Here is a 12,047-nt window from a genome sequence, read left to right on the forward strand (position 1 = left end):
GACGCGGACAGCCGCACCCGGGAGCGACGCTGCCCGGTGCCGGGGTCTCCGAAGGCCGTCGGCCGGGCGGGGGCCAGGTCCTCTCTTTTGGATCTTGTCGGATCAGGCCGCGGCGTTGGGGTGCGTGAACGGCTGGTTCGCCCTGCACGGCATCCCGGCACAGGAGACCGCCGACCGGATCACCGCGCCGCTGCCCGGCGGCGGCGCCGCCGTGGTCTCCTTCGACACCGCCGGCCGCATCTCGGGCATCGACACCGGACCGGTTTCCGCCCGGTGATCCACCGTGGATCTCGATCTTCACCGCTGCGCGGGCTTGCTTGGTGTCGGCGTCGCCGATGCGGGCGGGTCGGTCACCAGGGCAGCGGGCCCGAGGCGTCGGTGTAGGTCCCGGTGGGACCGTCCGGGGTGAGGCTTGCCATCCGGACGATGATCTCGGCGCCCTGTTCGACGCTCTGGACGCCGGTGTTGCCGTTGAGGTCCGTCCTGGTAAAGCCGGGCTCGACGGCGTTGACGCGCATGTTCGGGAACGCCTTGGCGTACTGCACGGTGACCATGTTGACGGCGGCCTTGGAGGCCGGGTAGGCGACGCCGGGGTACGCGTAGGTGGGGGTGCCGGCGGTGGTGACGCGGGTGAGCGAGGCCAGGCCGCTGCTGAGGTTGACGATGACAGGGGCGGCGGAGCGCTGGAGCAGCGGGAGGAACGCGTGGATGACGCGTACCGTGCCGAAGACATTGGTCTCGAAGGTGCGCCGCATCAGGTCGGCGGTGACGTCCGCGGCGCCGATGACGCCGTTGTCCTCGGTCCGCTCCTCCACGCCGGCGTTGTTGACCAGCACGTCCAGGCCGCCGTCGGCCTCGACGGTCCTCGCGGCCGCGGCGACCGAGGCGTCGTCGGTGATGTCGATGACAACCAGCCGCGCGCCCAGCCGCTCGGCGGCGCGACGTCCGCGCTCGGGGTCCCGGCTGCCGATGTACACGGTGTGGCCGGCGGCGATGAGTTGGCGGGCGGTCTCGAAGCCGAGCCCCTTGTTCGCCCCGGTGATCAATGTGGTGGTCATGCCCCCACGATGCCGCGCGACGATGACGACAGCCAGGCGTCCGGCCTTCCTGGGACTGCCAGTACCAGGCACCCGCGGACGGCGCGGTGCACAGTGGTGGCATGGCGACCACGGAGTTCGGGCGGACGGTACGGCGCTGGCGCGACCGGGTACCGCCGGAGGCGGCCGGCCTGCCTGCCGGCGGCCACCGGCGCGCGGCCGGACTGCGCCGGGAGGAACTGGCGCTGCTGGCCGGGATCTCGGTCGACTACGTCACCCGCCTCGAACAGGGCCGGGCGACCAACCCGTCGGAGCAGGTCGTCGAGGCCCTGGGACGGGCGCTGCGCCTGAACGCGGAGGAGCGTGAACACCTGTTCCGCCTCGCCGGGCTGGTGACGCCGGGGCGCGGCACGGTGCCCGCCTACATCCCGGCCGGCGTGCAACGGATCCTGGACCGGCTGACCGGCACACCCGTCGCGGTCCACGACGCGGCGTGGACGCTGCTGCTGGCCAATCCGCTCTACACCGCGCTGATGGGCGAACGGCACGGCAAGGAGCGCAACGGAGCGTGGCGGAACTTCCTCGGCCCGGGCAGCCGGGTCCGCCACACCCCGGAGTCCCGGCGGGCGTTGGAGACCGCGGTCGTCTCCGACCTGCGGGCGACGGCGAGCCGCTACCCGGCGGATCCACGGCTGCGGCGACTGATCGCCGAACTGCGCGGCAACAGCGAGCGGTTCGCCGAACTGTGGAACTCCGGCGCGGTGGGACACCAGGAGTCCTCGCGCAAGACCATCGACCACCCGCAGGTGGGAGCGCTGACGCTGGACTGCGACGTGCTCAGCGTCGCGGGCAGCGATCTGCGGATCATGGTCTACACGGCCGAACCCGGCACCGAGGACGCCGAACGGCTGGCCCTGCTCGCGGTGATCGGCACACAGGCACTCGGGACCGCGGCCCCGCCGCAGGTCAGTGCCGGTCGGTGCTCAGGCCGTCCAGGGTGAGGTCGAGGAGCCGTTCGGCCTGCTCCCGCTGCTCCGGCTTTCCCGAGGTGAGGGCGATGCCGGTGAGGGCGGCGAACATGTCGGTGGCGCCGATGTCGGAGCGGATGGTGCCGGCTTCGACGCCGGCGGCCAGCAGCGAGGTCAGGGCGGCCATCATCATCTCGTGGCTCTGGGCGTAGGGGTTGACGCCGGTCTCGACGAGGGCGCGCAGGGCGTCGGCCATGCCGAGCTTGGCGGTCGCGTAGTCGATGAAGCGGCCCGTCCAGGCGCGCAGGGCCTCGCGTGGGGGCAGCTCGGCCAGCAGGTCGGGGGCCGCGTCGCAGAGCCGGACCAGCTCGTTGCGGTAGGCGGCCTCGATGAGGACCTCCCGGGTGGGGAAGTTGCGGTAGAGCGTGCCGGAGCCGACGCCGGCCTCCTTGGCGATGCGCTCCATGTGCGCTTCCAGTCCCTCTTCGGCGAAGACGCGCACCGCGGCCGAGAGGATCTTGTCCCGATTGCGCTGCGCGTCGGCCCGTAGCGGGCGCCCTGTCTCGCCGGCCATCCGAAGTCTCCCGTCATCCCGTGCTTGCTAACCGGCGACGCCTCCACTTACAGTGAAGGAACTGGAGGCGTCTCCACTTCCACTCTAGGGCATGCGGCCCCGCATCGGCCGCACACGGGCGCGCATGGGCGCGCACGCCTGCCTCCGACCCATCCGCACGACTGCCGCCGCGAAGGCAGCGCACGGCAATCCACTCATTCAGATCAGAGGAGAAGAAGATGAGCCTCTCGCTCGCAGAAAAGGTCGCCGTCATCACGGGCGGCGCTTCCGGGGTCGGCCTGGGCATCGCCCAGGAGTTCGTCGCCAACGGCGCCCGCGTGGTCATCACCGACCTGGACCAGGAGGCGCTCGACGAGGCGGTCGCGGTGATCGGGCCGAACTGCTCGGGGATCGTCGCCGACGTCACCAGGCTCGCGGACATGGAGGCCGCCTACCGGCAGGTGAAGGAGCATCACGGGCGACTCGACGCGGTCGTGGCCAACGCCGGGATCGGCGCACACGCCCCGCTCGGCGCCATCACCGAGGAGCAGTTCGACCGGACCTTCAACGTCAACGCCAAGGGCGTCCTCTTCACCGTCCAGCCCGCGCTCGCGCTGCTGCCGCCCGGCGGCACCGTCGTCATCATCGGCTCCACCGCATCCATCCAGCCGCCGCGCGGGATGAGCCTGTACGGCGGCTCGAAGGCCGCGGTCCGCAACTTCGTCCGGGCCTGGATCCAAGACACCAAGGGATCGGGCGTCCGGATGAACATCCTCGGCCCCGGCGCGGTCGACACCGACTCCCTGCGCAGCGCACTGGCGATGACCCAGGGAGCCGACCAGGTCGACGCCGCCGTCCGGACCATGGGAGAGGGCAACCCGACCGGACGGATCGCCGACCCGCGCGAGATGGGCAGGGCCGCGGTCTTCCTCTCCAGCGACGCCTCCAGCTTCATCACCGGCGTCGAGCTCTTCGCGGACGGCGGCATGGCCCAGGTGTGAGCCACCCCGGCCCAGCGGTCCGGCCCGGCCGCCTGAGGTGAACTTAGGCCTCAGGAAAGCTTCGCGCCGGGGGCGAAGGCCGGCAGTTTCTCGAGACTGCTGCGCACGGCCTCGGCGCCGTACTCGAACATCTGCCGCTCGTAGTCGTCGACCGCGCCGAGCAGGTCCCGGCGGCCTCCGTCGGCCTCGATCAGGCGGCGGCGCAGCAGGTCGGCATCGCGCAGCGCGGTGTTCGCGCCGTTGCCGCCGGTCGGGGAGGTGGCGTGGATCGCGTCGCCGAGCAGCGTGACCGGGCCGGGCGCCCAGCGTTCACCGGGCCTGACCGCCCGGATGGACAGCAGGGTGCTGTTGTCCGGGTCGGCGTGCTCGATCAGCGCGCGCAGCTGGGGGTGCCAGCCCTCCATCCTGGACAGCACGGCATCCTGCGCGGTCAGGTCCGCCAGCGAGTCGTTCGGCGGCAGGATCATGGCCCAGCGCACGTAGTCGCCGATGTCGGGGAGCGTGACGTCGGGGGCCAGTTGTTCGGCGGCCTGCTTCGGTGGGGTGCGGAAGCGCATCGCGCCGAGCAGGAGGCTGACGCCGTTGCCCGTGATCTTCGAGCCGTAGGCCTTGGAGAGGCCGGCGAACTCGTCGGTCAGCGGGGTGCGGCCGATGACGAAGCGGACGCCGGTGTCGGTCGGGGTGGTCCGGGGCGAGAGCACGCCGCGGACGGCGGAGGTGACGCCGTCCGCGCCGACGAGCAGGTCGGCGGTGGCCGGGTCGCGGCGGGCGAAGCGGGCTCGGACCTTGCCGTCGGCGAGTACGTCGTAGCCGGTCAGTGCGGCGTCGGTGTGCACGGTGAGGCCGGTCAGCAGCAGGTGTCGCAGCACCTGCCGGTCGACCACGATGCCGGTCCGGCTCGCGCCGAGCCTGCCGATCTCGTTGAGCTGCGGGTCCAGGATGAGCTGCTCGGCGGAGGCGTCCATGACGATCTCGTCGAGCAGCGGGTGCCAGCGCTTGGGCAGGCAGTCGCGCACCGCCTGGAATCCGACCGGGTCCAGCACTAGCCGGTAGCCCTGGAACCGTGCGGCGACCCCCGGGTCGCGCTCGAACACGTCGGTCTCGATCCCGGCACCGCGCAGACCCTGCGCGAGGGCCAGGCCTCCGAGCCCGGCTCCGACGACGGACACTCGCATCTCACACCTCCGTGACGGGACCGCGGAACGAACTAAGTTCGCCCTGACGATCTAAGTTCTACGCAACGAACTTAGATCGTGTCAAGGTATGCTGGCCGGCATGCCCGCCGATCCCCGCCGACGCCGCGCAGCCCGCCACGCCCAACCCGCGACGGAGGCCGCCGCGTCGGCACCACGCAAGAAGCCGATCACCGTCGAGCGGATCACCGACGCCGCCCTGGAAGTCGTCGCCGCCGAGGGGTACGACGCGCTCACCATCCGCCGGGTCGCCGCCGTGCTCGGCACCGGCCCGTCCTCGCTGTACGCGCACATCGTCAACAAGGACGACATCGACGACCTGCTGATCGGCCGGCTCTACGCCGAGGTCGTGCTCCCCGAACCGGACCCGGCCGCCTGGCGCGAGCAGCTGCTCGGGGTGTACACCCAGATCCGCGACCTCTACCTGGAATACCCCGGAGTCTCCCGCGCCGCGCTGGCCATGGTGCCGACCAACCTCGAGACACTGCGGGTCGGCGAAGGAATCCTGGCGATCCTGCTCGCGGGCGGCGTCGACCCGAGGACCGCCGGATGGGCCCGCGACGCGATGTCCCTCTACGTCAGCGCCTACGCGCTGGAGCAGTCCCTGGTCCGGCAACGGCGCCGGCACCCAGACCAGGATCAGGAATGGGTGCTCAGTCGGGAGGAGTTGCTGGACCGCTTCACCGCACTGCCCGCCGAGAGGTTCCCGCAGACCCGACGCCATGCCGCCGAGCTGATCTCCGGCACCGGACACGACCGCTTCGAGTTCGCCCTCGGCCGGCTCATGACCAACCTGCGTCCCGCAACCGGCTGACCTGCGGCCTGCGGTGGCCGCATGGCACCGAGGCCGATCACAGGTCGCATCATGAGGCCGCGCGCCGGCCACCGGGGGAACCCGGCAGGCTCTCGGTGCCGTCGCCGAACTCGTCCGCGACGGCTGGTACGTGGTCACCATGGACGCCAGGGCACCGCCGACTACCTGCCAGTGCGCCCCGACAGCTCCGTACTCATGCGGCAGAACACACCGGGCCAGGCACCCCGACACAGCACTTCCCCACCGCACGGACGCACGGTCCCGCTCCTCCCGACAGGACGGAGCGGGAACCGCGCCGAATCCGGGGCGCATTGTCGTCGGCGACGCAGGGTGGGGATACGACGCACCGGAATATCCGAAAACGATTGAAGAAATCGCCCCTCACGGCTTGTGACAGAGCTCATGCCGGAGGCCGTTCGCCGTTGTCGTCAGCGAGGTTCCCGGACGCCATTGAGATCTGTTCACGGGTGACCGCGCCGGCCTCGGCGGATGCTCCATCGCCGGAGCGCCGATCCGGAGTCCGGCTTCCGGGCACGTGCTGGGCCGGGCCGGCCCGGCGAGCATGGACGGCGGACCCGGTGGACGGCCCCGAACGCGGCTCCCGGTCAGGAGCGCGACTGCCGGCCCCGGCGGCGCGGGCGGTCCGCCGCCCCTGCGTCACAGTTCGTCGTGCACGACCGCGTTCGAGCAGTTGAGCAGCTCCCGCAGGGCGGGTCCCGCGCCGGATCGGATGTTCGTCGCCCTCATCTTGGCGCGGCAGCTCTTGAGTTCGCTCGACATGGCCTTCAGGTCGGCGTACCGGATGACCGGGTTCGAGGTGAGGTTGGCGCGCGGGTGCCGGGCGGTCGCGACCGCGCTGAAGTAGCTGAAGTCGTTCGCCTTCAGCATCCTCGCGCAGGACCTGTGGATGTAGCTGAAGCTGTCGTGCACCGGGATCTCGCTGGCCGCGGCGATGTTGCCGGTGTGGATCCCGGTCTCGCGCGGGTGGAGTGAGCTCTCGCCGTCGTGTTCGGTCGCGGTGTAGTCCGACAGGAAGTGGTCGGTGCAGACCTCCAGGTTCTCCAGCTCGCTCGCGATCGCGTCGATGTCCTCGACGTAGACGTTGCCGATGAACCGGTTGTTGCCCACGAACATCGCGTTGCCCTGGATGATGATCTTGTCCGCGATGATGTGGTTGGCCTCCCAGATCCCGCCGGAGATGCGGAGGGTGCCGCCCAGGACGCGGATGTCGTTGCCGACGAACCTCGCGTGGCGCGTGAGCACGTCCCCGGTCGCGTTGTAGGACGCGCGGGCGACGCCGCAGAACGGGACCACGTCGGGGGCCACCGTGATGTGGTTGGCGGTGATGCAGTTGCCGATGAAGAACGACGACCCGACAGGACCGTCACCGGGGTTGGAGCCGCCCGGCCCCTGTCCGGGGTCGTCGGCCAGGGCCGTGGTGGTGGAGGCACCCAGGGCGGTCAGGGTGAGGACCGCCACGAGCGCGACCGCGCGGTTCCGCGGACGAAGCCTTTCCATGATTCCTCCTTGCCGCCGCCGGAACAGGCCGGCAGCCCCAACTGCCTTCCCTGCCAAGCGAACGGACGTAGATTCGACTGAGCAGTGCGAGACGCTACTCGGCTTCCCGGGCGACCTTCAGTAGCGCGGCGATTACCGAAGTGTGACGCCCCGCCCGCCGGCACCTCCTCGGGAGGGCGTCGGTCCTACGGTCGAATCCGACCGGTCGCCTCCCGGACCGGCGCCCTCGGGCAACCCGGAGAACCCTCACAGGTCGGAGCTGTCGCCCATGCGCATCGACATCACGCGAATCGGCATCACACGAGCAGTCGCCGTCACCGCCGGACTGGCCCTGGCCATGGCCGTCGGAGCGGCACCCGCCACGGCACTCGGAACGGCCGCGGCGCCGGCCACCGTCACCATCGACACCAAAGGGCCGGCGCTCGGCGGCATCGCCGCCGGCTACTACGGCTTCTCGTTCGAGAGCAACACCTACGGGGTCAACAGCGGTGACTTCGACACCGTCGGCAACCTGCCCCAGCTGCTGACGAACCTCGGCCAGGGCGTGCTCAGGTTCGGCGGCAACACCGTGGACGAGGGCTACCGCGCCGCCACTCCGGCCGGGCTGGCCGGCCTGGAACGGCTGACGAGGGCCACCGACTGGAAGGTCCTCTACAGCGAGGACCTCGGGCACTTCGACGCCCCGACGGTCACCCAGGACGCCCGGGCGGTGTCCACCGCCCTCGGCGACCGGCTGGCCGCCATCGCGTGCGGGAACGAGCCGGACTACTACTTCCGCAAGCTGCGGCCGCCGACGTACTCGGTGCAGAGCTACCTGGCCGAGGCCGACCGGTGTCTCGCCGCCGTGCGGTCCGGCGCCCCGACGGCGAAGCAGGCCGGCCCGGACACCGCCGGCGGCGCGTGGCTGACCGACTACGCCACGGCCGAGAAGGGCAGGATCGGCCTGCTGACCCGCCACTTCTACCCCTTGTCCCACTGCAGCGAGCCGAACGCCACCGCCGCCGAACTCCTGTCCAGGGGCGTCGCCCAGCGGGAGGCGACCACCGTCGCCGACGCCGCCCGCTCCGCCGCCAAGGCCGGCGTCCCGTTCCGGCTCAGCGAGACGAACTCCGCTTCGTGCAGCGGGATTCCCGGAGTCTCCGACAGCTACGCGTCCGCGCTGTGGGCCGCCGACTACGCCCTGGTCGCCGCGGAACACGGCGCCCAGGGCGTGAACCTGCACGGCCAACTCGGCGACCACTGCGCCGGATACACCCCGTTCTGCGCGGCGGGACCGCACCAGTACCGGGCGATGCCCGTCTACTACGGGCTCTACTTCGCCCACCTCCTCGGCACCGGCCGCCTGCTGCCGACCGCCGTGAAGACCGGCGACAACATCGCCGCACACGCCCTGCTCGGCGCCGACGGCACCGTCCGGGTCCTGGTCGAGAACCTGACACCGCGAGCGACCAGCATCGCCGTCCGCGGCACCGAGGCCACCACCGCGGCCGTGCTCCACCTGACCGGACCGTCCCTGTCCGCAACCGACGGCGTCCGGGTCCAAGGCGCGCCGGTGGCCGCCGACGGCACCATCCGGCCCGGCGCCGCCGACCACGTGAAATGCCGCCAGGGAGACTGCGCCGTTCCACTCGCCCCGTACAGCGCCGCGGTGTTGACGCTGGGGACCATTGGGTGACAGCTGTCACCGCGTCGCCGGCACCCGGTCAGCCGCACACCGTCACCGGCCACCGTGGGTCGTCCCGGGTCAGCCGGTGTGCAGACCCTCCAGGAGGGCGGTCAGGTAGCGCTGGGCGGTGTCGGTGCGGGCAACGGCATCGTCTGCGCCGCCGTGGACGGCCGCGGCGTAGGCGATGCCGCACATCAGCGGGACCAGGTCGGCAGAGGTCAGGTCGGCCCGCACGACTCCCGCGGCACGCGCCCGGTCGAGCAGCCGCCCACCGAGCGACCACAGGGTCTGCTTCAGTTCGGTGGTGTGCGGCAAGGCGTCCGTGGGCGCCGCGGTGACCGCGGACAGCGAGGCGTCGGTGACCTGCGCCTCGATGGTGCGGGCCAGGAAGCCGGCCAGGGCGCGCCAGGGATCGTCGTCGGCCAGCGCCTGCTCGCCGTGGGCGACGAGCAGCTCCAGGCTGCGGGTGGCGACGGTCTCCAGGAGTGCCTCGGTGGTCGGGAAGTGCCGGTAGACGGTGCCGACGCCCATGCCGACGCGGCGGGCGACGTCGTTGAGCTGCAGCGGCACACCCGCGTCCACCAGCTCGCGGGCCACGGCGACGATCTGCTCCCAGTTGCGGGCGGCGTCCTTGCGCAGAGGTGGGGTCGTCATCGGAGCAGTCTAACTGGATAGCCCATCCGAATCGATAAGCGGATAGCCCATCCACATCTGCTACGGTGAAGCAACCGGATAAGTCATCCGGATATTCGTACAGCTGGAAGGGGTGTGCCATGCGGAGGACGGCACTGGTCACTGCCGGAACCGCCGGCATCGGCGGGGAGACGGCCCTGGGACTGGCCGCGGCCGGCCTGGCGGTCACCGTGGTCGGCCGCAACGCCGAGCGCGGCGCCCGGGCGGTCGAACGGATCAACGCCACGGCACCGGCGCATCCCGCCCGGTTCGTGGCCGCCGACCTCGCCTCGCTCGACGCGGTCCGCACGCTCGCGGAGCGGATCACCGCCGAGGGCCCCTTGACCGTCCTGGTCAACAACGTCGGCGCGATGTTCGCGGACCGGCAGGACTCGGTCGACGGGATCGAGGCGAGCTTCGCCGTCAACCACCTCTCGCCGTACCTGCTGACCGAACTGCTGCTGCCCTCGCTGCGGTCCGGCGCGCCGAGCCGGATCGTGAACGTGACCTCGGGCGCGATCGGGGTCGCCAAGCGGACCTTCGACGCCGTCGAGCCGCCCGGCGGGTACTACGGCTTCCACTGGTACGGCCGCGCCAAACTCGCCAACCTCGCCTACACGCTCGACCTGGCGGGCCGACTCGACGGCACGGGCGTATCGGTCTTCGCCGCGGACCCCGGCGGCGCCGCGACCGACATGACCAACGGCACCCTGCGCGACCCCAGGATCGTCTCCCCCGGCCTGCGCCTGCTCTGGCCGCTCGTCCGGCGGAAGTTCGAACGCTCGACCTCGGGCCCGGCCTCCGTGGCGGCCAGGCCCTCGATCTTCGCGGCGACCGACGTCTCGCTGACCGGCCGGACCGGCCTCGTCATCGGCCCCCGGGCACAGCCGGTCACACCCTTCCGCGCCGCCACCGACCCCCGCACCGCCGAGGCCGTCCACCGCCTCAGCCGTCGCCTCGCACCGCTCACGGCCGGGTGACCGTCCCCGGCGGAGCCCAGCCGGGCCCGGGTGACCGTCCGGGTGAGGGCCGGTTTCCCCGGCCACCGGAGGCGGCGGGCGGTGTCGGCACCCGTCAATCGCCCCGGATCAGTTCGGCAGCACGGTGTCCGATCACCACGCACGGCGCCATGGTGTTGCCCGACGTCACGCGCGGCAGCACGGAGGCGTCGGCGATGCGCAGGGCTTCGACCCCGCGGACCCGCAGCTCGGAGTCAACGACGGCACCCGCGTCGGCGTCGGTGCCGACCCTGGCCGTCCCGCACTGGTGCCAGAACGTGGTGGCCGCGGTGCGGAGGTAGGCGGCGAGCTCCGCGTCCGTGCCCTTCCCGGGGATGGCCCGGGAGCCGCGGTAGGGGCTCATCGCCTCCGTGTGGGCGATCTCCTCGGCGAACCGGTAGGCCTCGACGGCGTCGCGCAGGTCGCCGGGTTCGTCGAAGTAACCGGTCTCGATCAGCGGCGCGCTCGCCGGGTCCGCGTCAGCGAGGCGCACCGATCCGCGCGACCGCAGGCGCATGCCGAGGAGGAAGGTGAAGGCGGCCTCCGGCCTGCCGTACCGCGCCTGGGCCTCGGGGCTCATGAAGGCGCTCGCGCCGGAGTACATGACGAACTTCGGGGCGTCGGCGCGGCCGTCGTCACTGCCCCAGAAGCAGACCGCCTGGGCACGCGGTGGCGGCGGCAGTTCCGCCGCCGCATCGGCCTCCCACACGCAGCCGACCAGCAGGTGGTCGTCCAGGTCGGCCCCGACGCCGGGGAGGTCCTCGCGGACGGCGATGCCGACCTGCTCCAGATGACGCGCCGGTCCGATGCCCGACTGCAGCAGGATCTTCGGGGTCTGCACCGCCCCGAGGCTGAGCACCACCTCGCGCGCGGCCCGGAAGCGCACGGGGCGGCCCTCGCGCACCGCCTCGACGCCGACCGCGCGGGTGCCGTCGAACAGCACCTCGGTGACCGTCGTCCCCGTGAGCACGGTCAGGTTGCGCTGCCCGATCCGAGGGGCGACCAGCGCGCGGTAGGGCGAACGCCGGGTGCGGTCCTCGACGATCTCGTCCCGGACCGCACACCCGGCGCCGTACTCGGCCAACTCCCCGTTCGGGCTGGCGAATCGGTCGAGCCCGGCCGATTGCGCGCCGGCCAGCATCGCCGCGAAGAACGGGTGCAACGGCTGCGCCGGCCGGATGTGCATCGGGCCGCCCGTGCCCCGCCGCTCGGGGTCGGGCTCACCGTGCCAGGTCTCCAGGTCCCGGTAGGCCGCGAGCACCGACCGGTAGTCCCAGCGCGGGTCCCCGCAGCCTGCGGCGAACGCGTCCCAGTCGCTGCGGTGCCCGCGCGACCACACCCCCACGTTGATGCTCGACCCGCCGCCGAGGCCCTTGCCCATCGAGTAGAACAGGCGCCGGTCGTCGATCCGGGCGCCCGGTGCGGTCAGATAGCCCCAGTCGCGCTCGCTGCCGAGGTTCTCGAACCATCGGTCGGGGTCCGAGACGCGCTCGTCGGCGTCGTCGGGGCCCGCCTCCAGCAGCAGCACCCGCAGATCCTCGTCGGCCGCGAGCAGCCCCGCGACCGTGGATCCCGCCGAACCCGCGCCGCACACGATGACATCAGATCGCCGTACCGGCAGGAGGCT

Annotated in this window: 12 protein-coding genes; 6 read left to right on the forward strand and 6 right to left on the reverse strand. The window is 72.0% G+C overall.

The window, feature by feature from the left end; translation table 11 throughout:
• Positions 1–94: 94 nt before the first annotated feature.
• On the forward strand, positions 95–277 hold the full coding sequence (locus ACFVXG_RS30005) for a hypothetical protein (protein ID WP_387931775.1): 183 nt from the start codon (positions 95–97) through the stop codon (positions 275–277).
• Positions 278–350: 73 nt separating this feature from the next.
• On the opposite strand, the gene ACFVXG_RS30010 is transcribed toward ACFVXG_RS30005, so the two are convergent.
• On the reverse strand, positions 351–1,058 hold the full coding sequence (locus tag ACFVXG_RS30010) for an SDR family NAD(P)-dependent oxidoreductase (protein ID WP_387931777.1): 708 nt from the start codon (positions 1,056–1,058) through the stop codon (positions 351–353).
• A 101-nt stretch (positions 1,059–1,159) separates the two neighbouring features.
• Between ACFVXG_RS30010 and ACFVXG_RS30015 the strand changes: the two genes are divergently transcribed.
• Complete coding sequence (locus tag ACFVXG_RS30015; protein WP_387931779.1) at positions 1,160–2,038, forward strand: helix-turn-helix transcriptional regulator; 879 nt, start codon at positions 1,160–1,162, stop codon at positions 2,036–2,038.
• Here ACFVXG_RS30015 and ACFVXG_RS30020 read toward each other — a convergent pair.
• Positions 2,004–2,579: a TetR/AcrR family transcriptional regulator gene (locus ACFVXG_RS30020; RefSeq protein ID WP_387931781.1), complete on the reverse strand. Its 576-nt coding sequence runs from the start codon at positions 2,577–2,579 to the stop codon at positions 2,004–2,006. The two genes, ACFVXG_RS30015 and ACFVXG_RS30020, sit on opposite strands and share 35 nt — an antisense overlap.
• Positions 2,580–2,797: 218 nt before the next feature.
• Between ACFVXG_RS30020 and ACFVXG_RS30025 the strand changes: the two genes are divergently transcribed.
• Positions 2,798–3,559 (forward strand): SDR family NAD(P)-dependent oxidoreductase, encoded by a 762-nt coding sequence (locus ACFVXG_RS30025; protein WP_387931783.1) that lies wholly within the window; start codon positions 2,798–2,800, stop codon positions 3,557–3,559.
• Between the two features lie 50 nt (positions 3,560–3,609).
• Here the strand turns inward: ACFVXG_RS30025 and ACFVXG_RS30030 are convergent, their stop codons facing one another.
• Positions 3,610–4,734 (reverse strand): FAD-dependent oxidoreductase, encoded by a 1,125-nt coding sequence (locus ACFVXG_RS30030; RefSeq protein ID WP_387931785.1) that lies wholly within the window; start codon positions 4,732–4,734, stop codon positions 3,610–3,612.
• A gap of 100 nt (positions 4,735–4,834) precedes the next feature.
• Here ACFVXG_RS30030 and ACFVXG_RS30035 point away from each other — a divergent pair, with 100 nt between their 5' ends.
• On the forward strand, positions 4,835–5,566 hold the full coding sequence (locus tag ACFVXG_RS30035; protein ID WP_387931786.1) for a TetR/AcrR family transcriptional regulator: 732 nt from the start codon (positions 4,835–4,837) through the stop codon (positions 5,564–5,566).
• Between the two features lie 657 nt (positions 5,567–6,223).
• Here the strand turns inward: ACFVXG_RS30035 and ACFVXG_RS30040 are convergent.
• On the reverse strand, positions 6,224–7,084 hold the full coding sequence (locus ACFVXG_RS30040; protein ID WP_387931788.1) for a hypothetical protein: 861 nt from the start codon (positions 7,082–7,084) through the stop codon (positions 6,224–6,226).
• 268 nt (positions 7,085–7,352) lie between these two features.
• Here ACFVXG_RS30040 and ACFVXG_RS30045 point away from each other — a divergent pair, with 268 nt between their 5' ends.
• On the forward strand, positions 7,353–8,759 hold the full coding sequence (locus ACFVXG_RS30045) for a hypothetical protein (RefSeq protein WP_387931790.1): 1,407 nt from the start codon (positions 7,353–7,355) through the stop codon (positions 8,757–8,759).
• Positions 8,760–8,828: 69 nt separating this feature from the next.
• Here ACFVXG_RS30045 and ACFVXG_RS30050 read toward each other — a convergent pair whose 3' ends face one another.
• A complete protein-coding gene (locus ACFVXG_RS30050) occupies positions 8,829–9,404 on the reverse strand; it encodes a TetR/AcrR family transcriptional regulator (RefSeq protein ID WP_387931792.1) in 576 nt (191 codons plus the stop codon).
• A gap of 119 nt (positions 9,405–9,523) precedes the next feature.
• Between ACFVXG_RS30050 and ACFVXG_RS30055 the strand changes: the two genes are divergently transcribed.
• A complete protein-coding gene (locus ACFVXG_RS30055) occupies positions 9,524–10,402 on the forward strand; it encodes an SDR family NAD(P)-dependent oxidoreductase (protein WP_387931794.1) in 879 nt (292 codons plus the stop codon).
• Between the two features lie 94 nt (positions 10,403–10,496).
• On the opposite strand, the gene ACFVXG_RS30060 is transcribed toward ACFVXG_RS30055, so the two are convergent.
• Entirely contained in the window at positions 10,497–12,014 is a 1,518-nt protein-coding gene (locus tag ACFVXG_RS30060) for a GMC family oxidoreductase (RefSeq protein WP_387931796.1), read from the reverse strand.
• Positions 12,015–12,047 lie beyond the last annotated feature (33 nt).

This window comes from Kitasatospora sp. NPDC058162 (genome assembly GCF_042884005.1).
Lineage (GTDB): Bacteria > Actinomycetota > Actinomycetes > Streptomycetales > Streptomycetaceae > Kitasatospora.